The sequence below is a fragment of the Bradyrhizobium centrosematis genome, from assembly GCF_045571495.1.
GTDB classification, from domain to species: domain Bacteria; phylum Pseudomonadota; class Alphaproteobacteria; order Rhizobiales; family Xanthobacteraceae; genus Bradyrhizobium; species Bradyrhizobium centrosematis.
Genome location: NZ_CP120703.1, coordinates 2,422,782 through 2,443,356, shown reverse-complemented (window position 1 = coordinate 2,443,356; position 20,575 = coordinate 2,422,782). Strand labels below are relative to the sequence as shown.

General features: G+C 63.5%; 21 protein-coding genes. 13 read left to right on the top strand and 8 right to left on the bottom strand.

Annotation, left to right across the window (positions count from 1 at the left end; translation table 11 throughout):
- Positions 1-9: 9 nt before the first annotated feature.
- The gene (locus tag P6U31_RS11655; protein WP_407188453.1) at positions 10-363 is read left to right on the top strand and encodes a hypothetical protein; all 354 of its coding nucleotides are present in this window, start codon (positions 10-12) and stop codon (positions 361-363) included.
- Between the two features lie 9 nt (positions 364-372).
- Here the strand turns inward: P6U31_RS11655 and P6U31_RS11650 are convergent, their stop codons facing one another.
- From P6U31_RS11650 to P6U31_RS11630, 5 genes are all read right to left on the bottom strand, one after another.
- Positions 373-582 (bottom strand): hypothetical protein, encoded by a 210-nt coding sequence (locus tag P6U31_RS11650; protein WP_063688494.1) that lies wholly within the window; start codon positions 580-582, stop codon positions 373-375.
- Positions 583-789: 207 nt separating this feature from the next.
- Entirely contained in the window at positions 790-1,659 is an 870-nt protein-coding gene (locus tag P6U31_RS11645; protein ID WP_407188452.1) for a hypothetical protein, read from the bottom strand.
- Positions 1,660-1,899: 240 nt separating this feature from the next.
- Positions 1,900-1,980 carry a pyrroloquinoline quinone precursor peptide PqqA gene (pqqA, locus tag P6U31_RS11640; protein ID WP_008562446.1) on the bottom strand — a complete coding sequence of 27 codons (81 nt, stop codon included), beginning with the start codon at positions 1,978-1,980 and terminating at the stop codon, positions 1,900-1,902.
- A 225-nt stretch (positions 1,981-2,205) separates the two neighbouring features.
- Entirely contained in the window at positions 2,206-2,541 is a 336-nt protein-coding gene (locus P6U31_RS11635) for a hypothetical protein (RefSeq protein ID WP_407188451.1), read from the bottom strand.
- A 127-nt stretch (positions 2,542-2,668) separates the two neighbouring features.
- Positions 2,669-3,061 carry a calcium-binding protein gene (locus P6U31_RS11630; protein WP_407188450.1) on the bottom strand — a complete coding sequence of 131 codons (393 nt, stop codon included), beginning with the start codon at positions 3,059-3,061 and terminating at the stop codon, positions 2,669-2,671.
- Positions 3,062-3,381: 320 nt separating this feature from the next.
- On the opposite strand from P6U31_RS11630, the gene P6U31_RS11625 reads away from it, so the two are divergent.
- The 5 genes from P6U31_RS11625 (at position 3,382) to P6U31_RS11605 (ending at position 8,118) form a co-directional block, all read left to right on the top strand.
- Complete coding sequence (locus P6U31_RS11625) at positions 3,382-5,046, top strand: methanol/ethanol family PQQ-dependent dehydrogenase (protein WP_407188448.1); 1,665 nt, start codon at positions 3,382-3,384, stop codon at positions 5,044-5,046.
- A 10-nt stretch (positions 5,047-5,056) separates the two neighbouring features.
- Positions 5,057-5,413, top strand: coding sequence for a c-type cytochrome (locus P6U31_RS11620; protein WP_407189826.1), 357 nt, complete (start codon positions 5,057-5,059; stop codon positions 5,411-5,413).
- The gene (locus P6U31_RS11615) at positions 5,410-6,336 is read left to right on the top strand and encodes an ABC transporter substrate-binding protein (protein ID WP_407188446.1); all 927 of its coding nucleotides are present in this window, start codon (positions 5,410-5,412) and stop codon (positions 6,334-6,336) included. The genes P6U31_RS11620 and P6U31_RS11615 overlap by 4 nt, the downstream gene beginning before the upstream one ends.
- Before the next feature lie 228 nt (positions 6,337-6,564).
- A complete protein-coding gene (locus P6U31_RS11610; protein WP_407188444.1) occupies positions 6,565-7,554 on the top strand; it encodes a Bug family tripartite tricarboxylate transporter substrate binding protein in 990 nt (329 codons plus the stop codon).
- 138 nt (positions 7,555-7,692) lie between these two features.
- Positions 7,693-8,118 (top strand): hypothetical protein, encoded by a 426-nt coding sequence (locus P6U31_RS11605; RefSeq protein ID WP_407189825.1) that lies wholly within the window; start codon positions 7,693-7,695, stop codon positions 8,116-8,118.
- Positions 8,119-8,269: 151 nt separating this feature from the next.
- Here the strand turns inward: P6U31_RS11605 and P6U31_RS11600 are convergent, their stop codons facing one another.
- A complete protein-coding gene (locus P6U31_RS11600; protein WP_128927023.1) occupies positions 8,270-9,238 on the bottom strand; it encodes a helix-turn-helix domain-containing protein in 969 nt (322 codons plus the stop codon).
- A 516-nt stretch (positions 9,239-9,754) separates the two neighbouring features.
- On the opposite strand from P6U31_RS11600, the gene xoxF5 reads away from it, so the two are divergent.
- From xoxF5 to P6U31_RS11565, 7 genes are all read left to right on the top strand, one after another.
- The gene (gene xoxF5 / locus P6U31_RS11595; protein ID WP_407189824.1) at positions 9,755-11,560 is read left to right on the top strand and encodes a lanthanide-dependent methanol dehydrogenase XoxF5; all 1,806 of its coding nucleotides are present in this window, start codon (positions 9,755-9,757) and stop codon (positions 11,558-11,560) included.
- A gap of 110 nt (positions 11,561-11,670) precedes the next feature.
- On the top strand, positions 11,671-12,162 hold the full coding sequence (locus P6U31_RS11590) for a c-type cytochrome, methanol metabolism-related (protein ID WP_407189823.1): 492 nt from the start codon (positions 11,671-11,673) through the stop codon (positions 12,160-12,162).
- A gap of 60 nt (positions 12,163-12,222) precedes the next feature.
- Positions 12,223-13,332, top strand: a complete 1,110-nt coding sequence (locus tag P6U31_RS11585) for an S-(hydroxymethyl)glutathione dehydrogenase/class III alcohol dehydrogenase (protein WP_407188443.1) — start codon at positions 12,223-12,225, stop codon at positions 13,330-13,332.
- A 31-nt stretch (positions 13,333-13,363) separates the two neighbouring features.
- On the top strand, positions 13,364-13,927 hold the full coding sequence (gene gfa, locus P6U31_RS11580) for an S-(hydroxymethyl)glutathione synthase (protein WP_407188442.1): 564 nt from the start codon (positions 13,364-13,366) through the stop codon (positions 13,925-13,927).
- Positions 13,928-14,555: 628 nt separating this feature from the next.
- Positions 14,556-15,008 (top strand): (2Fe-2S)-binding protein, encoded by a 453-nt coding sequence (locus tag P6U31_RS11575; protein ID WP_028177985.1) that lies wholly within the window; start codon positions 14,556-14,558, stop codon positions 15,006-15,008.
- 1 nt (position 15,009) lies between these two features.
- Positions 15,010-17,322, top strand: a complete 2,313-nt coding sequence (locus P6U31_RS11570) for a molybdopterin cofactor-binding domain-containing protein (protein WP_407188441.1) — start codon at positions 15,010-15,012, stop codon at positions 17,320-17,322.
- Between the two features lie 72 nt (positions 17,323-17,394).
- Entirely contained in the window at positions 17,395-17,652 is a 258-nt protein-coding gene (locus tag P6U31_RS11565) for a hypothetical protein (RefSeq protein WP_407188440.1), read from the top strand.
- Between the two features lie 171 nt (positions 17,653-17,823).
- Here P6U31_RS11565 and P6U31_RS11560 read toward each other — a convergent pair whose 3' ends face one another.
- Positions 17,824-19,551 (bottom strand): methanol/ethanol family PQQ-dependent dehydrogenase, encoded by a 1,728-nt coding sequence (locus P6U31_RS11560; protein WP_407189822.1) that lies wholly within the window; start codon positions 19,549-19,551, stop codon positions 17,824-17,826.
- 129 nt (positions 19,552-19,680) lie between these two features.
- Positions 19,681-20,334, bottom strand: a complete 654-nt coding sequence (locus P6U31_RS11555) for a ubiquinol-cytochrome c reductase iron-sulfur subunit (protein ID WP_407188438.1) — start codon at positions 20,332-20,334, stop codon at positions 19,681-19,683.
- Positions 20,335-20,575: the final 241 nt, after the last annotated feature.

Sequence of the window (20,575 nt, the reverse complement as noted above, 5' to 3'; positions counted from 1 at the left end):
GGTTCACCAATGCGGCGTACGCTGATTGCGATCGGCATCCTCTTGGTCGCGGCGCCCGGCGCGGCGCTGGCTCAGGCCAAAGGCAAGGGCATAAGGTTCTGGAACCTGACCACGGAGACGATCTCTGGCTTCCAGCTCTCACCCGCGGGCAAGACCGACTGGGGTCCGAATCAGTGCTTGAACGACAAGGACAAGGAGGTCGATCACGACGAGCGGCTGCGCATCACCGGCGTCGAGCCGGGCCGCTACGACGCCAAGGTCGGCTATCCCAACGGACGCCAATGCGTCGTTCGCGACATCGAGATCAGGGCAGATGCGGTGTTTTCGATCGCCGACAAGGATTTGAAGGACTGCACCAAATAGGGCGGCGTCTCACGCCTTGTCGTTCGGGTGCGGATATTCGCAGCGCCAGCGCACGGCTTGCCATTTCGGGTGCTCGCCGACCCATTGCGCGATATAGGGCGGAGCGGCCATCACGCATTGGCGGGGCGAGCCCGCATAGTTGAACACCAGATGCTGCTCCTCGCAGGTCGCAGGCGAGAGCACCGCACACACGGTCACCACCAGGTCGATTGGGTTCATGCCGGGATCCTCTCACGGGGACGATCGAGATTAGCACGAAAGGTACGTTCGACGGAGAGCGAAGTTTCAAGCCGGCTGAGGTTTGCGATAGAGGGAACTGGCTCGGCTAAAGCATGATCCGGAAAAATGCGAGGCGGTTTTCCGGAGTGATCATGCGCAAACAACAACCTAAGGCGCGATGACGATTCATCAAGTTGTCATCGCGCTTTAGAAGTTCACCCCGAACACCATGCGGGCCTGGTGCCGCTCGAAATTGACGAGATCGAGATTTCCGCCCGCTCCAGCCAGGCGTCCCCAGGCCTGCATGCTCCAGCTCAAGGTCAGCCGCGAGCGCTCGGACAGCTGGAAATAGGCCGTCGGACCGACGAACAGGGCCTGGCCTGAAAACTCGCCGAGGCCGATGCTTTCATATTGCCGGAAGTAGCGCAGCTCGCCGCCGAGCAGCACATCGGGCCGCACGCGCACCAGGCCGGCCAGCGCCGCACCGATCGTCGAGCTCTTCTCGGACAGTCCCCCCACCTCGAAGCGCGCCCATTCCGGCTGATAGATCAAATTGAGAGCGCCGATGGCGAAGTTCGGGATGAGCTCGCGATCGAAGGCGAGGGTGAATTCGGTGCCGTACATCCGCCCTTTCGCGCCGCTGGTCTCGTCGATGCGATCACCATGAAACTCGGCGGCGATGGTGAGGCCGAACGGCGCGCGCTCGCGGTCGAGCAGGCGATAACGCAGGTCCAGCGAAGCCCCCTGGAAGTTGAACTGGCGGCGGTCGTCGATATCGGGGACACCGGTGATGTCGTGCAGGCTCGCCGTGCCGCCGACCTCGATGCGGAAGTTCGGCAGCGGCACGATCTCGATCTCGACCTCTTGCTCGAGCGCGCGATAGGTGCCGCCGCCCTTGCCGAACCGCCCGGTCGTCTGGCTCTGGAATTCGCGCTCGCCGCGATTGCCGACATCGGTGCCGATCATGAAGCCGAAAATGTGCTCGGTATCGAAGCCGTCTTCGGCCTGCACACAGGCCGGTGTCAGCGCGACCGCGCAGGCAATCACCGTTCGAAATCCGCGAGCTCTGCCGTGCATCCCCTGCCCCGACCGCGCACACCGCTCTGATGCGGCAGCAGCGCTGACCGAGGATCAGCGTAACACATTGATGTAGCAGGTGGTCGAGATTCTGATGGGAGCCGCCTGGAGAAGGTCGTGCGACTGCGACAAGGCCAAGCACGTCAGTGTCAAAGCGCGAGTACGCGAGGATGGGTCGCAGTCCGACACTGCAGCGGCTCCGATGGCGTTCGCCCTCGAAGCCGCAGCAGGTCGTCAGTCTTACTTGCGCGAAGCGCAGGCGTACATGTTGATCTCCATGCCGACCGGCACTTCGACGATCTTCGGAGCTTTCCAAGCCATTCGGGTCTCCCAAGGTATTGAGCGCGATATCGCGCGGCGCAAAACCTAGGGCTGCGTCAGGTGCAGTTCAAGCCTGGAATCGACTCTCGGACGCGTCTGTGTCGATTCTTCGCGGCCGCATTTCTCTCTCGGACAAAGCCAGTTCCCTCTTGGTCAAGCAGACCTGCAAGACGCTGGCTTGTGCGACGCACCGCCCGTCGAACCGAGACTGGCGACAGCGCGGCGTCAGCAGCCTTTGTCTGCCGTCGCGGCGTTCGGCTTCGCACCTTCGGCCTGCTGGGCCGCCGTCGGCTCACTCTGCATCTGCCGCTGCGCATCTTCGGATGACGCCGGCGTTTCGCCACTTGCACGATTCATCGTGCTGGTCGGCGGATGCTGGCTGCTGTCGCTCGCTGAGCCGGACGCGTGCGATTGCGCCGAGCCTACGGTGACCGGGCCAGAGCCGGCATCCTTGTCAGTGCTGGCACTGCCCGTGTTGCATGGGCCGGCGATGGCGACGCCGCCGCTCAATGCCAGGATCGCGCAGGCGGCAAGAACAGATCGTTTCATGTTCATCTGCATCTCCTCTTCTCCCGCGGCGCTGCCCCGGCGCCAGGGACATCGCGAGGAGAACAGGCCGAGCAGCCCGATGTTCCGGCATCGGCGCGGAAATGCCCACCGAAAGCCGCGTCGGTTCCGATTGCAGCGCTCACCGCAACAATCGCAGCAGCGCGCGGCCGGCGCGCGTGTTGAGCTCCTTCGCATCGAGCGTTCCGTCCTTATCGGGATTGGCCGCGTTGAAGCGCTGCTCGACTACGGAGAGATATTCGTCGAGCGTGAGGGTCCCGTCGCGGTCGGGATCGGCGGCCGCAAGTTCTTTCGCCGTCAACCGTCCGCGCAGCTCGCGCGCATCGAGCGTGCCGTCGTGATCGGGATCGAGCTTTGCGAACAGGGCGGCGGCCGCCTTCTTCACCTCGGCAAGATCGAGCGTGCCGTCATTGTCGGTATCGAACAATTTGAGCGCATTGCCGGAGGCCGACCACGCCGGACCGGACATCAATGCAATCGTGAGCGCAAGCGCAACTGAGCGACGCGAAATCATTAAAGCCTCCCACACAAGGAGCCCTGGTTCGGGCTGGATAGAAACGACATAAATCCACAAGAGGCTCCCGATTCAAGTCCCTAATTGCAACTTGCGCGCGTGACAACCCGCGGAACCGACTTTCGGCGTGATGGCCGCCGCTTCGCGGCGCGGAATTTTCTCAGCGTCTCCGCACAAGTCGGACTCGGCTGCCGTCAGGTGACCGGCGGCTGCGTCCAATGATATCGGCACGGCAATTACGACTTTCGTATTGACGCGTTTTGCTTTCGGGCGGAGTGTTACACTGCAGCGTCAAAAGGCGCGCATATTGGGAGGAACGGATGAAACGCTTTGCGATGGCCGCGAGCCTCGTCATGCTTGCATCGACGTGTGCAAGCGCACAGACCACCGAGCAACTGGTCAAGGGCGCGACTGATACATCGAACGTTCTCAATTACGGGATGGGCTACAATCTGCAGCGCTTCTCGACGCTGAACCAGATCAACAAGGACACCGTCAAGAATCTCGTCCCGGTCTGGAATTACTCCTTCAACGACGATCGCAGCGAGGAATCGCAGCCGCTGGTGTACCAGGGCGTGATCTACGTGACCTCGCACAACGCCACCATGGCGGTCGACGCCAAGACCGGCAAGCAGATCTGGAAGACCAAGGTCGAATATCCCGCCGAAACCCCGCGCATCGTCTGTTGCGGCATCATCAACCGCGGCGCCGCGCTGTACGACGGCAAGGTGTTCCGAACCACGCTCGATGCCAACGTGATCGCGCTCGACGCCAAGACCGGCAAGGAGCTGTGGCGGCAGCAGGCGGCCGACATCAAGGAGGGCTATTCGATGACAGTGGCCCCGCTGGTCGCGGACGGCGTGGTCATTACGGGCATCTCCGGCGCCGAGTTCGGCACCCGCGGCTTCATCGACGGCTGGGATCCGGCAACCGGCAAGCATCTGTGGCGGACCCATTCGATCCCCTCGCCGGATGAGCCCGGCGGCGACACCTGGAAGGGCGATACCTGGAAGCTCGGCGGCGGCTCGACCTGGATCACGGGCTCCTACGATCCCGAGCTGAACACGGTGTATTGGGGCATCGGCAATCCCGGACCGTTCAACTCGGCGGTGCGTCCCGGCGACAATCTCTACACCTGCTCCGTGCTGGCGATGGATCCCAAGACCGGCAAGATCAAGTGGCATTACCAGTTCTCGCCGAACAATCCGTTCGACTATGACAGCGTGGCCGAGATGGTCCTCGCCGACATGAATGTCGAGGGCAAGCCGACCAAGGTGCTGATGGACGCCAACCGCAACGGCTTCTTCTACGTGCTCGACCGCACCAACGGAAAGCTGCTCGCGGCCAATCCCTACGTGAAGGTCAATTGGGCAACCGGCATCGACATGAAGACCGGGCGTCCGATCGAGACCGACGTCAGCAAGGACGCGCGCGAGGGCAAGAAGGTCACGGTCTACCCGTCGATCCTCGGCGGCAAGAACTGGGAGCCGATGTCGTTCAATCCGCAGACCGGATTGGCCTACGCCAACACGCTCAACTTCGGCGGCAAGTACAAGGCCGAGCCCGTCACCTTCAAGCAGGGTGAATGGTATCTCGGCATGGACCTGACCGATCCCTGGCAGTTCGACGACGGCCCGCGTGGTCATCTCAAGGCCATCGATCCCATGACCGGCAAGGCGAAATGGGAAGCACCGAGCGACATTCCGCGCTTCTCGGGCGTACTGTCGACCGCGGGCGGCGTCGTGTTCTCGGGTCAGCTCACCGGCGAGTTCGAGGCCTTCGACGCCGACACCGGCAAGAAGCTCTGGCAGTTCCAGACCGGGTCCGGCATCGAGGGCCAACCGGTGACCTGGCAGCAGGACGGCGTGCAGTATGTTGCGGTGACCAGCGGCTATGGCGGCGTCTACTCGTTGTTCTCCGGCGACGAGCGGCTTGCCAAGGTGCCTCCCGGCGGCTCGCTGTGGGTGTTTGCGGTCAAGCAGTAACCACGGCATGATGCTAAAGGACGTATCTTACAGGACGGCGGCGAAGATCGCCGCCGTCGCGGTGCTGACGGTCGCGCTTGCGGCAACTGTCCGTGCCGCGGATGACGCAACTGGCAATCCCATGCAGGCGCAGATCGACCACGGCAAGTCGACCTATGCCGAGAAATGCTCGCACTGCCACGGTCCGAACCTGATGAACTCCGGCACCATCACGCCGGACCTGCGCGTCTTCCCCGACGACAAGCCGCGCTTCGTCGCTACGGTGAAGAACGGCAAGAACAACAAGATGCCGCCCTGGGGCGACATTCTCAGCGACGACCAGATCGGAGATCTCTGGGCCTTCATCTCCAGCCGGAGGAAGCCGTGAGGGGGCGGTTTGTTGCATGGAGCGTTGCCGCGATCTGCGCGGCGACGACAGCCGCACATGCTGCGGATGATCCGCTGAAGGTCTGTCTCGACGAGGATCGCCCGCCGCTCTCGGTGCACCGCCGCGGCAAGCCGGATGCCGGCTTCGACGTGCTGCTGGCGCAGGCGATCGCGCAACGGCTGGGACGGCCGCTGGCGATCCAATGGTTCGAAAGCAAGCTGGATGAGGATTCCAGCCCTCAGCTCGAGGCCAATGCGCTGCTGTCCGATGGGCGCTGCTCACTGGTCGGCGGCTACGCCCTGACGCAGGATTCGCTCGTTGCCCCCGGCATGAAGACGGCGCGCCTGCCGGACTTTGCCGGCGCGACCCGCGACGACCGGCGGCGCCGCGTCGCGCTCGGCGTGCTCGCGCCGAGCCAGCCATACATCTATTCGCCGATGACGGTGGTGCTCGGGCCAAAGGCAAGCGGCCGCAAGATCGGCGACATCGGCGATCTCGCCGGACTTCGCCTGGTCATCGAAAGCGGATCGCTCGGCGATGCCATCCTGATGACCTTCGACAAGGGACGGCTGATCGACAGCATCACCCATCTCGTCCCCGGCCGCGACGACCTCCTGGGCGCGCTCCAGCGCGGCGACTACGACGCGACGCTGGTCGACCTCGCCCGCTTCGACGCTCACCGCGCCGCGCACCCCGACACGACGCTCACCGCATCCGGCTATTACTATCCGATCGGCGCCAATCGCGGCTATGTCGGGCTCGGCAGCGATCCTGCACTGATTGAGGCCGTCAACAAGGCGCTGAGCGGGCTCGCGGCCGAGGGCAAGATCGCCGAGTTCGGCAGGCAGGCCGGCCTCACCTATCTGCCGCCGCGCGAGCCCGCGATTTTGGGCGACGTGTGGACGAAGATCATCCAGCGGTAATCCGCAAGAGCTTCGTACCCCCGATGCGCTGCAACGCCTGTTCGCGCTGTGCTGCGTCCGGAGCACGAACTTCGCGCGGGACGGAGACGATACCGATGACCCCGGACCTGCGTGCTGCGCACGCATCCGCGTCACGGGTGATCGCCGCGAATGCGCCAATCTGTCTCGCCTGATGCCCATGGCGGCGCCAGCCTGGTGCAGTACCCTGCCCGGAACCGGGAGAGAATCATGTCCAAGAAAATCGATCGCCGCCATTTCATCGCCGCCGGAGCCGGCGCCTTTGCGATGCCCTTTGTCTCGCGCAGCGCCTCCGCACAGGGCAGCTGGCCATCGCGGCAGATTCGCATGATTTGCAGCTATCCCGCCGGCGGTCAGACCGACCTGCTCGCGCGCGCCTACGGCGAATTCATCTCCAAGCAGGTCGGCAAGACCGTGGTCGTCGAGAACAAGCCCGGCGCCTCCGGCGCGATCGGCACGGCCGAGGTCGCCCGCGCCGAACCCGATGGCCACACCATCCTCTGCTCGATCTCGACCACCTACATCATGAACCGGGTGGTGATGAAGAATCCCGGCTACGACATGGACAAGGATCTGACCCTCGTCAGCGTCATTCCGGGTGCCGGCCTGTTGCTGGTGACGAACCCGAAGACCGGGATCAAGACGCTGGAGGATTTCGTCGCCTTCGCGCGCAAGAGCGGCAAGGTGAATTTCGGCACCTATAGCGCGGGCTCGGCCCCGCACATGACGATCAACGAGCTCAACAAGCAGTACGGGCTCAGCATCGAGCCGGTGCATTATCGTGGCGAGGCTCCGATGTGGACCGGAATGCTCGAAGGCACGCTCGATGCCGCGATGGGAAGCTACACGGCGGCACAATCGGTCCTGCAGAGCGACCGCGGCACCGTGTTCGCCGTGCATTCGAAGAAGGTCGATGCGATCCCCGCGATCAAGACCCTTCCCGAGCAGGGCGCGACGTCGAAATTCTTCACCGTGAGCGGCTTCTCCGGATGGGCGGTGCCGAAGGCAACGCCGCAAGCCGTTGTCGATCGCCTGGCGGACCTCTGCGTCGCCGCCAACAACGACGCCAAGGTGAAGGAAGTTCTCGCCACCTTCGTGCTCGAACCCGCGATCGGCTTCAAGGAGACCAACGAACTCTACCAGCGCGAGCTGCCGATCTGGATCGAGAGCGCCAAGTCGCTCGGCCTCGAGCCGGCCTAACTCTTGAGGCAGGCGCGCCGACGCTCCTTCGCCGCTCGGCGTTCGACCAAAGCCTAGTGCCGGAAACGCATTTTCCCGCTATGATTGCGCCCCGCCGCCGGACGAGCTGCCCGCGGCGGACAACAAGGGGCCGATCGCATGACACCGGATGCCGTCGCTGTCGCCGTTATGGTCATTCTGCTCTTTCCGATGGGCTATTTCACGCTGGCATCGCCCGCTTTCCTTCTGGTGAAGCTCGACATCCGGCCGGTCGCCCTGCTGTTGCGCGGCATGTTCAACGCCCATTTTCTGGTGATGCGCGTTGCCGGAATCATCGCGACATTGGCCTTGCTGCTCGACGGCCGCCCGCTTGCCGCCACCGGCGTGGGCCTGCTCGCCGCCCTCGCGATCGGCGGCCGGCGCTGGTTCATGCAGCGGATGGACGAGCAGCTCAGCGCCGGCGAAGCGGGCGATACCAACGCCGCGGGCCGGCTGCGGCGGCTGCATTGGAGCGGAATGCTCTGCAACGCCGCCTTGCTTGCCGCCCTGCTGGTCAGCATTCCCTACATTGCGGCAGCGGCGTAAACGGCAATTGTCTGGCGGAGCGGCTTGATCGTCCGGGAGCAACTTCGGGTCTAAAATGCGATGAGATTTAGATGAATCGTCATCGCGCTTTAGGTTGTTGTTTGCGCATGATCATTCCGGAAAGCCGCTTCGCACTTTTCCGCATCATGCTTTAATGCTCGCCCGAACTCGCGATGCCCTGCTGCGCCTTGTGGATCGATGACGGCACCACGCCGAAATACTTCCGGAACACGCGGCTGAAGTGCGACGAGCTGGAGAAGCCCCAGGAGAAGGCGACGTCGGTGATGGTCTTGCCGGCGTGGGCCTCGAGCTCCTGGCGGCAGTTCTGCAGGCGCGCCTGCCAGATGTAGTCGCTGACCGTGGTGCCGCGTTCAGAGAACAACATGTGCAGATAGCGTTTGGAGCAACCGAGCTCGGCCGAGATCTGATCGATGCACAGATCCGGATCGCGCAAGTGCTCGCGGATGAAGAACTGCGCGCGCACATACATCGCTTCGGGTCCGACACGATCGAACATCGTGTCGGCCTCGCGCAGCGGCAGCAGCAGCAGGTCGATCAAGGAATCGGCGACGCCGACCGCGCTGTTCGCCGACAGCTTCGCCGCTTCGTCGAAGGTTGCGTGGACGAAATCGTGGGCGATCCGCCCCGTGCCCGTCTTCGCCGACAGCTTGCAGGCCGGCATCCGCTGTGACGGGAATCCGCGGTCGCGCAGCAGCGCCTTCGGCACGATCACGACGTCGTGACGCGTGAAGGCCGGGCTGATGATCGAATGCGGACAGGAGACATCATAGGCGATGATGTCACCGGGGTTGATCTCGATGTGGCGGCCTTCCTGCTCGAAATACGACACGCCGTAAGTCTGGAAGTGAATCTTGATGTAGGGATGTTCATTGGCCTTGGCCCGCGCCAGCGTGTGCGCGATGCGATGCTGGCTCACTTCGATCTGACAGAGCTTCAGACGCGAAACGCTCGTGTAGTCGATGCGGCCTTCGAGCGAGGACGCCTCCAGCGGATCGACGTCGAAATGCCCACACAGGCTCGTCAGCCCGTCGATCCAGCTTTGGATCTGGCGCTTCGGCGTCATGCCGGTCGTCGAGAGCGTGTGAATGGTGTCGGACATTAATCCAGCCACTGGTTTGATCCGGAGATTCGACGCGAATCGCGACCAGCGCTGCTGGAGCCCTCAGCCGTGATTGCGTGACGTTTACCTCGAATTTGAGCGGTCTTTGGCACGCGCGCCATCGTTCCAATGCCACCCTTGAAAGTTAATCCTCCGCCTTAGTTGCAGCGCCGTCAAGGGGAACCTGAGCGCCGAAGGCTCTGTCAGAGGGACGCGGAAGCCGCTGAATTCGCTACTGCAAAACAAAATCTTCGCGTCCGTGCGCTATCGAGCAAACCGGTTTCTCTCTTGGGCAAGTTTCCCGATGACGAAGTCGTTAGGAATTGCGGCAGGAACAACAAGAACGGGCCGCTCCTGCACGTGGACCCGTGGCTCTCATCAGGAGGAGGAAACAGCACAGCATCGTTTCTGGTCCGAAACGTGGACCGCCCTGCACGAGCAGAAGCCGGACGACGAGAAGCCCGGTGAATTATCAATGCTTCGGGAAAAATAAACGAGACCAACGGAGGAATGACTATGCGCAAGGTGCTACTGGCGACCTTTCTTGGCTCAGCGGCGGCTCTCGCCGTCGGGAGCGCCTCAGCCAATGACGAGTTGCAAAAGATGTCGCAGAACCCGAAAGACTGGGTGATGCCGACCGGCGACTACGCCAATACTCGTTATTCCAAGCTGAACCAGATCAACGCCCAAAACGTCGGCAAGCTCCAGGTTGCCTGGACCTTCTCGACCGGCGTGCTGCGCGGCCACGAAGGCGGCCCGCTGATCATCGGCAACATCATGTACGTCCACACGCCGTTCCCCAACAAGGTCTACGCCATTGACCTTTCGCAGGAGAACAAGATCGTCTGGAAGTACGAGCCGAAGCAGGATCCGAACGTCATTCCGGTGATGTGCTGCGACACGGTTAACCGTGGCCTGGCCTTCGGCGACGGCAAGATCTTCCTGCATCAGGCCGACACCACTCTCGTCGCGCTCGATGCCAAGACCGGCCAGGTTGCATGGACCGCCAAGAACGGCGATCCGAGCAAGGGCGAGACCGGTACGTCGGCGCCCATGGTCATCAAGGACAAGGTGCTGATCGGCATCTCCGGCGGCGAGTTCGGCGTCCAGGCGCATATGTCGGCCTACGACATCAAGACCGGCAAGCTGGCATGGCGCGGCTATTCGGAAGGGCCGGACGACCAGATCCTGGTCGACGCCGAGAAGACCACTGCACTCGGCAAGCCGGTCGGCAAGGATTCGAGCCTCAAGACCTGGCAAGGCGATCAGTGGAAGATCGGCGGCGGCGCCACCTGGGGCTGGATCTCCTACGATCCCGAGCTGAACCTGGTCTATTACGGATCGGGCAATCCCTCGACCTGGAATCCGAAGCAGCGCCCCGGCGACAACAAATGGTCGATGACGATCTGGGCCCGTAACCCGGATACCGGCGTCGCCAAGTGGGTCTATCAGATGACGCCCCATGACGAATGGGACTATGACGGCGTCAACGAGATGATCCTCTCGGATCAGTCGATCAACGGCCAGCCGCGCAAGCTGCTGACCCACTTCGACCGTAACGGCCTCGGCTACACCTTGGACCGCGCCACCGGCGAGTTGCTGGTCGCCGAAAAGTACGATCCGAAGGTGAACTGGACCTCCGGCGTCGACATGGACAAGAACTCGCCAACCTACGGTCGTCCGAAGGTGCTCGACGCAGCTTCGACCGACAAGGCGGGCGAGGATCACAACGTGAAGGGCATCTGCCCGGCCGCGCTCGGCACCAAGGACGAGCAGCCGGCAGCCTACTCGCCAGACACGCAGCTGTTCTACGTTCCGACCAACCACGTCTGCATGGACTACGAGCCGTTCAAGGTGAGCTACACCGCGGGCCAGCCCTATGTGGGCGCGACGCTCTCGATGTATCCGCCGCAGGGTGAAACCCACATGGGTAACTTCATCGCCTGGGACGGCAAGACCGGCAAGATCGTCTGGTCGAACAAGGAGCAGTTCTCCGTCTGGTCGGGTGCGCTCGCAACGGCTGGCGGCGTGGTGTTCTACGGCACGCTCGAAGGCTATCTGAAGGCGGTCGACGCCAAGACCGGCAAGGAGCTCTACAAGTTCAAGACTCCCTCCGGCATCATCGGCAACGTCACCACCTATGAGAACGGCGGCAAGCAGTATGTCGCAGTGCTCTCCGGCGTCGGCGGCTGGGCCGGTATCGGTCTGGCGGCAGGCCTGACCGATCCGACTGCAGGTCTCGGCGCGGTCGGTGGCTACGCGGCCCTCAGCAACTACACGGCGCTCGGCGGTACGCTGACCGTGTTCTCGCTGCCGAACTAGGCCCATCAGCATCGCTCCGGCGCGTGGATCAACTCCACGCGCCGGCTCGTCTCCCCCGGGCGTCTTCGAGGATAAATCTCTTGCGTAAAATCTGCTCTGTCATTGCTGCGATGATCTTGGTTGCGTCCGGAGGAATTGCGGTCGCGGAAGGTCCGGGCGACCCGACCGCCGTGAAGAAGGAAGACGACGGAAAGTGGCTCGATAAGGAAGGAAATCCGACCTACAAGATTTCGGCCGACGGCACCGTGGACTGGTTCACCTATTCCGGATACCGCCGCTATCACTCCGACTGCCACGTCTGCCATGGGCCCGACGGCATGGGCTCCACCTACGCGCCGGCGCTCAAGGATTCCGTCAAGTCGATGAGCTATGGCGACTTCCTCGGCGTGGTCGCCTCCGGTCGCAAGAACGTCTCGACCGCACAGGAGAACGTCATGCCGGCCTTCGGCGACAATCCGAACGTCGCCTGCTACATGGACGACCTGTATGTCTATCTGCGCGCCCGCTCCACCGAAGCGTGGGGCCGGCAGCGTCCCTCCAAGAAGGAGGAGAAAACAGAGGCCTACACCAAGGCGGAAGACGCCTGCATGGGCAAGAAGTGAACGTTACGAAGACTGCCAAGACTACTTATTGGCGTCTGATGAGGATTTGAGGAGCTACCAATGAAGACACGTGCCGCCGTCGCTTTCGAAGCCAAGAAGCCGCTTGAGATCGTCGAGGTCGATCTGGAAGGCCCGAAGGCCGGCGAAGTCCTGGTCGAGATCAAGGCGACGGGCATCTGCCATACCGACGCCTACACGCTCGACGGCTTCGACAGCGAGGGAATCTTCCCGTCGATCCTGGGCCATGAGGGCGCCGGGATCATCCGCGAGATCGGCCCCGGCGTCACCTCGGTGAAGCCGGGTGACCACGTCATTCCGCTCTACACGCCGGAATGCCGGCAGTGCAAAAGCTGCCTCAGCCAGAAGACCAATCTCTGCACTGCGATCCGCGCGACCCAGGGCAAGGGCGTGATGCCCGACGGCACCAGCCGCTTCTCCTACAAGGGCAAGCCGATCTACCACTACATGGGCTGCTCGACCTTCTCGAACTTCACCGTGCTGCCGGAGATCGCGGTCGCCAAGATCCGCGAGGACGCGCCGTTCGACAAGAGCTGCTACATCGGATGCGGCGTCACCACCGGCGTCGGCGCCGTGGTCAACACCGCAAAGGTCACGCCGGGCTCCAACGTGGTCGTGTTCGGCCTCGGCGGCATCGGCCTCAACGTGATCCAGGGCGCCAAGATGGCGGGCGCCGACAAGATCATCGGCGTCGACATCAACGATTCCAAGGAAGATTGGGGCCGCCGTTTCGGCATGACCGACTTCGTCAACCCGAAGAAGATCACCGGCGACATCGTCCAGCATCTCGTCGGCCTCACCGACGGCGGCGCCGACTACACCTTCGACTGCACCGGCAACACCACGGTGATGCGCCAGGCCCTGGAGGCCTGCCATCGCGGCTGGGGCACCTCGATCATCATCGGCGTTGCCGAGGCCGGCAAGGAGATCGCCACTCGCCCGTTCCAGCTCGTCACCGGGCGCAACTGGCGCGGCACCGCCTTCGGCGGCGCCCGCGGCCGCACCGACGTGCCGAAGATCGTCGACTGGTACATGAACGGAAAGATCCAGATCGATCCGATGATCACCCACGTGCTCAAGCTCGAGGAGATCAACAAGGGGTTTGACCTCATGCACGAAGGCAAATCCATCCGTTCAGTCGTCGTGTTCTAGCTCGAAAGCGTCACACCAAGGAGGATCGACCATGACTGTTGCACTCCATCCATCGATCGACAACGGCCTCAAACAGGGCAGCGGCAGCTTCGCCGGCGGCACGCTGGTCTGCAAATGCAGCGACCATCCGGTCAAGGTCGGTATCAAGGGCGACGTCGCACACAACCACGCCTGCGGCTGCACCAAGTGCTGGAAGCCGCAAGGCGCGATTTTCTCGGTGGTAGCCGTGGTGCCGCGCCAGAACGTTACCGTGCTCGAGAACGGCGACAAGCTCCAGATCGTCGATCCCTCCGCGGTGATCCAGCGCTACGCCTGCAAGGCCTGCGGCACGCACATGTACGGCCGCATCGAGAACAAGAACCACCCGTTCTACGGTCTCGACTTCATTCATCCCGAGCTGTTCCAGGAGCAGGGCTCGCAGGCCCCGCAGTTCGCGGCCTTCGTCTCTTCCGTGATCGAATCGGGTGTGAAGCCTGAGCAGATGGCGGGCATCCGTTCCCGGCTGAAGGAAATCGGGCTCGAGCCCTATGATTGCCTGTCACCGGCGCTGATGGACGCGATCGCGACCCACGTTGCCAAGGCCAAGGCCGCCTGAGCAAGGCCGGCTGGTATTCGCCGAATCCCGTCCGCTCGCTGGCCTCGACCAGCGCCATCGAGCCGGACGGGCCCGGCCCCGGAGTTGACGGCGATGCCGCCACCTCCAACCTTACAGGCATTTGAGGGTGATTGGCTCCTCAGTCCTGGTCTCTGAATGACTGCGCAGTGCCGCCGACTTCCGTCTGAAGTCCCCGGCATCTGCGTTTCTCCCTCCCTCGACTGAGGTATCCTGCTTCGTCCGCGCAGTCCTTCTGGCGGACGAAGCCTTTTTCGTCGCAACCCCTGTTTGCGAACGCGCGATCTACGCGGCGCGATGACGCGCCCTGCTTTTGACAAACCATCGATGCAATCTTTTCCCGGTGAGAACACTCGGCTGTGAACGCCGGGCCGGCGCGATCCCTGTTACGGTCGGGCCGTCACGATGCCGCACGCACGTTCAAACAACTAAGAACAAAAACGGGGAGGTATCGAGCACATCCAGACATCGCCAGTGGCGTTCCTGCCTCCCACCGGGATTTGCCCGCGCGGGGCGAAGGCGGGGATGCGACGAAACGACATACGCGCTGTCGCCAACCGGCGTCGGCGAACTTTGAATTTGGCATGCTTATGAAGAGCGAGGGACGATCATGATCAAGGTGAAGATCAACGGCCAGGAACAGAGCTGGGACGGCGACCCGGATCTCCCGCTACTCTGGTTCCTGCGCGACGAGGCCGGGCTGACCGGCACCAAATATGGCTGTGGCCAAGCCTTGTGCGGCGCCTGTACGGTCATTGTCGACAAGGAGGCCGTGCGCGCCTGCATCACGTCGGTCAACGACGTCGCCGGACGCGAGGTCACCACGATCGAAGGACTGCATCCCAACGGGGATCATCCGGTGCAGAAGGCCTGGCGTCAGGTCAATGTACCGCAATGCGGCTTCTGCCAGGCCGGCCAGATCATGCAGGCCGCCGCGCTGCTGATGGACAACCCGAAGCCTTCGCATGACCAGATCCGCGAGGCGATGTCCGGCAATATCTGCCGCTGCGGCTGCTATCAGCGCATCGAGAACGCAGTCCATCTCGCATCGACGGGAGTGTGACATGAATTTCATCGACAATCCCGGCAAGCTCCGCGGCTTCGAAAAGCACGTCAAGATCGAGAAGGTCTCGCGCCGCAGCATCCTGAAGGGGCTCGGCATCACCGGCGGATTCGTTCTCGCCGCCCCCGTGATGTCGCGCCAGGCGTTTGCCTATGAGACCGGCGCCGGCAAGATGCCGCACGGCGTCGTGGTCGATCCGCGCGTGTTCGTCTCGGTCGCACCCGACGGCATCGTCACCATCGTCGGGCACCGTTCGGAAATGGGCACCGGCGTGCGCACCAGCCTGCCGCTGATCGTGGCCGAGGAGATGGAAGCCGACTGGTCCAAGGTCAAGGTGCAGCAGGCCCATGGCGACGAGGTCAAGTTCGGTAACCAGGACACCGACGGCTCGCGCAGCACGCGGCATTATTTGATCCCGATGCGCCAGATCGGCGCCTCGGCCCGCACCATGCTGGAGCAGGCTGCGGCGAAGCGCTGGGGCGTGCCGGCGACCGAGGTCAAGGCCGTCAATCATGAAATCGTCCACAGCGCCAGCGGCCGCAAGCTCGGCTTCGGCGAGCTCGCCGCCGATGCCGCCAAGGAATCGGTGCCGAGCATCGAAGGCCTCAAGCTGAAGGACCCCCGGGATTTCCGCTATCTCACCAAGGGCCAGATCGGCATCGTCGATCTCCACGACATCACCACCGGCAAGGCGCGTTACGGCGCCGATGTGCGGCTGCCGGGGATGAAATATGCCGTGATCGCGCGCCCGCCGGTGACCGGCGGCACGCTGGTCTCGTTCGATCCGGAGGCCGCACTGAAGGTCCCCGGCGTCGAGAAGGTGATGAAGGTTCAAGGCTGGCCGTGGCCGTCAAAGTTCCAGCCGCTCGGCGGCGTCGCGGTGATCGCGCGCAACACCGGCGCTGCCATCAAGGGCCGCGACGCGCTGAAGCTGACCTGGGACGACGGGGCCAACGGCAAGTACGACTCGGTCGCCTATCGCAAGGAGCTCGAGGAGGCCTCGCGCAAGCCAGGTCTCGTCGTGCGCAAGGAGGGCGACGCGGATGCGGCTCTGAAGGGCGCCGACAAGGTGATCGTCGGCGAGTACTACATCCCGCACCTTGCCCATGTCAGCATGGAGCCGCCGGTGGCGGTCGCCGACGTCAAGGGCGACAAGGCGGAGATCTGGGCGCCGGTGCAGAGCCCGGGCGGGACCCGGGACGACGTCGCCAAGACGCTCGGCATTCCCGAGGGCAATGTCACCGTCAACGTGACCCTGCTCGGCGGCGGATTCGGCCGCAAGTCGAAATGCGACTTTGCGCTCGAAGCCGCGCTGCTGTCGAAGGAGCTCGGCGCACCGGTGAAAGTGCAATGGACGCGGGAGGACGACGTTCGTAACGGCTTCCTGCACACCGTCTCGGCCGAGCGGATCGAGGCCGGCCTCGACAAGAGCGGCAAGGTGATTGCCTGGCGCCACCGCAGCGTGGCACCCAGCATCGCCTCGACCTTTGCAGCCGGTACGGTCCATCAGGCGCCGTTCGAAATCGGCATGGGCCTCGCCGACGTGCCGTTCGAGATCGCCAATATCTCCTGCGAGAATCCGGAAGCGGCCGCGCATACCCGCATCGGCTGGTTCCGCTCGGTCTCGAACATCCCGCGCGCCTTTGCGGTACAGTCGATGGTCGGCGAGATCGCGCAGGCGACCGGCCGCGACCAGAAAGACATGCTGCTCGAGCTGATCGGCTCGCCCCGCATCGTCAAGCCCAACGTGAAGGACCTGTGGAACTATGGCGAGCCGCAGGAGAGCTACCCGATCGATACCGCGCGCCTGCGCAAGGTGGTCGAGCTGGTTGCGGAGAAGGGCGAATGGGGCCGACAAGTGCCGAAGGGCCACGGTCTCGGCATTGCCGCCCACCGCAGCTTCGTCAGCTACATCGCGACCATCGTCGAGGTGGCTGTCGACGACAAGGGCAAGCTGACGGTGCCGAGGGTCGACACCGCGATCGACTGCGGCACCTACGTCAACCCAGAGCGGATCGCTTCGCAGATCGAGGGCGCGGCGATCATGGGGCTGAGCCTCGCCAAATACGGCGAGATCACCTTTAAGGACGGCAAGGTACAGCAGAAGAATTTTGACGACTTCCAGGTCGTCAGGATCGACGAATCCCCTGTCGTGACCAATGTCTACATCGTGCCGCCCGGCCCCGACACGCCGCCGAGCGGCGTCGGCGAGCCTGGGGTTCCGCCGTTCGCGCCGGCGCTGATCAATGCGATCTTCGCAGCGACCGGAAAACGCATCCGCTCGCTGCCGATCGGCAGGCAATTGGAGGCGTGAGACGAAACCGAGGCGCGCGGCGGAACACAAGACGCCTCGCGCCGTTTGCATCGATCTGACAGGAGCAGATCGATGACCAACATCTCAAGGGCGCTCGCAGTCTCGCTGTCGGGCGCCTTTCTTTTGACGTCCTCCGGCGCGTTCGCCCAAGGCAACTCGACGCCCCCAACCACAGCCACGCGGCCCACCGCGCCCGACCAGAACTCGCTTCCCAACGCCAACGCCCCGCCTGCTTCGACCACCCAGACCACCGGGCAACACAATTCCGATCCGAAGGTTCGCGAGATGAACCAGAAGGAAAGGGACAAGGTCGAGCGCGAAGGGAAGTAGCGAGGGCCTCGCGCACAAGCCGCCCCACATCGTCATGGCCGGGCTGCGCTCGGCCATGATGACGCGTACGTGGCGCGCTGGCGATCCAGTACGCAAGAATGCGGCGGACGTTGCCGCCCGCCGCATTCGCCACCCCCCAGCTGCTCCGCTGTCTTCGATCCGCCCGCGGAGCTATTTCTTCAGCGCGAACACCCAGATGACCCCGCCTTGCGGCACGTTGGCTTCGATGCCGATGTTATTGGTCGCCAGCGCATCCTGGATGCGCTGCGCGTCCACGCCCCAACCCGACTGGATCGCGATGTATTGGGTGCCGTCGATCTCATAGGAGACCGGCATGCCCATGATGCCGGAGTTGGTCTTCTGCTCCCATAGGAGCTCGCCGGTCTTGGCATGGAAGGCGCGGAAGTTGCGGTCATTGGTGCCGCCGACAAGGACGAGATCGCCCGCAGTCGCGGTCACCGAGCCGAACAGCTGCGACTTCGGGAAGTTGTGCTGCCACACCTTCTTGCCCGTCGCGGGATCCCACGCCTGCAGCTCACCGAAGTGGTCCGCACCCGGCTTCGTCTTCAGGCCGATGTCCTCCGGCTTGGTGCCGAGCCAAAGCTCGCCCGGCTTCAGCGCGACCTTCTCGCCGGTGAACCCGCCGCAGAAGTTCTCGTTGGCGGGGACGTAGACGAGGCCGGTCTTCTGGCTGTAGGCCGCCGACGGCCAGTCCTTGCCGCCCCAAAGCGACGGACAGAACTCGACGCGCTTGCCGATCACCGGCTTGTGCGCGGGATCCACGATCGGCTTGCCGCTCTCGGGTTCAATGCCCTTCCAGACATCGGTGGAAACGAACGGCCAGCCGGCGACGTAGTTGATCTTGGTCGGCGTGCGCTCGAGGATCCAGAAGATCGCGTCACGGCCCGGATGGACCAGGCTCTTGATGTTGCGGCCGTCGCGTTGCAGGTCGATCAGCATCGGCGCCTCGACCTCGTCCCAGTCCCAGGAGTCGTTCTGGTGATACTGGTGGTGGGTCTTGATCTTGCCGGTGTTGGGATCGAGCGCGAGCACCGAGGAGGTGTAGAGATTGTCGCCCGGATGGGTCTCGCCGGGCCAAGGCGCAGCGTTGCCGACGCCCCAGTAGATCGTCTTGGTGTCCTTGTCGTAATTGCCGGTCATCCAGGCCGAGCCGCCGCCGTTCTTCCAGTCGTCGCCCTGCCAGGTGTCATGCCCCGGCTCACCTTCGCCCGGAATGGTGAAGGTCCGCCACAGCTCCTTGCCGTCCTTGGCGTCGTAGGCGGCGACGTAGCCGCGCACGCCGAACTCGCCGCCGGAGCCGCCCACGATGACCTTGCCATCAACGATCAGCGGCATCAGGGTCATGTACTGGCCCTTCTTGTAATCCTGCACCTTGGTGTCCCACACCACCTTGCCGGTCTTGGCATCGAGCGCGACGACGTGGTCGTCCGTGGTGGCGAGATAGAGCTTGTCTTCCCAGAGGCCGACGCCGCGACTGGTGGGATGCAGCTGGAACAGGTCGTCGGGCAGCTGCCGCTTGTAGCGCCAGTATTCGTCGCCGGTCTTCGCGTTCAGCGCGATCACCTGCCCCATCGGGGTCGCCACGAACATCACGCCGTTATTGACGATCGGCGGCGCCTCGTGGCCTTCGACGACACCGGTGGCGAAGGTCCAGACCGGCGTGAGATTCTTCACGTTGGAGGCGTTGATCTGATCGAGCGGACTGTAGCCCTGGCCGTCATAGGTGCGCCGATAGAGCATCCAATTGCTCGGCTCGGGATTCTCCAGCCGCTGCGCGGTCACCGGCGCGTAGTTCTCGATCGGACCGGACACGGCGGCGGTCGAAACGAGACAGGTGAAGGCGACGAAGCCGGACAAATACAATTGCTTCCTGGTCATGGACGTTTTCATGGACGTTCCCCTTTGTCATCCGTTTGAATTCTTGTGTTGAATTCTTGTCGTTCGTCCCGCTGTCCGCCCGTCGGCGGATACGGCCTCTCGTTGAGGCGGGCACGGCCGCACCGTCCATCATCCTGGCTGCGCGCCACCTACCTTTCCGATGAAATTGCCGGCGACGCTGAGCGAGCCGTCAGCGAGCGCGAGCGGCAGCGCAGCGAGCCGCCGCGGCGCCGGTCCGAACACGACCTGTGCGTCCGCACGAGGATCGTATTCGGAATTGTGACACATGCACTTGAACACCTCCTTGTCACCGACATCGCTCTTCACCCAGGCGGTGACGGGACAGCCGGCATGCGCGCAGATCGCTGAATAGGCGACGATGCCGTCGACGGCGCGCGCTTTGGTTTTCTCATCGAGCTCGGCAGGATCGAGCCGGATGATCAGGATCTCGTTGAGCCGGGAGGCGCTGCGCACGACCGATGTCTTGGGATCCTTCGGCCAGGCATGCACCGGCGGTCCGCCGGCGGGCAGGTCGGCTGCGGTGATGAGCTTTCCCTCCTTGTCGCCTTCGGAGAAGACCAGCACATCGCCCTTTTGAGGCCGTTCGTCGGAGCCCGGCGGATCCTCGTCGGCGCGCGCATGCGCGGAACAACCGAGGCAGGCGGTGGTGGCGAGTGCGCCAAGCAGCACCGTCCGCCGCGTCCGCGCGGCGCGCGAGTCGGCTTCGGGATCCGTGGGGCTCTCGGACGATGCGGAACTGGACGTGATCGATGCGCGGGACATGTCCACAAGCAGGCGCTGGAACTCTGCCAAAAACAAGGCGAAGAGTTGGCACCGCAGTGCATCAATATGGCTTTGCTCGCGTTGATTGAACGGCAGTGAACGCATTCATGCGCGTTTTCGCGATTTCAACGTCGCTCCACGCGATCAGCATGATGATTTTGCAGATCAGACCAATGATGCTGGAATTGGTGCAGCGCGCTCTCCGCCGCGCTGCGCAAAGCAAGCGGCGCAATAGAGCTGC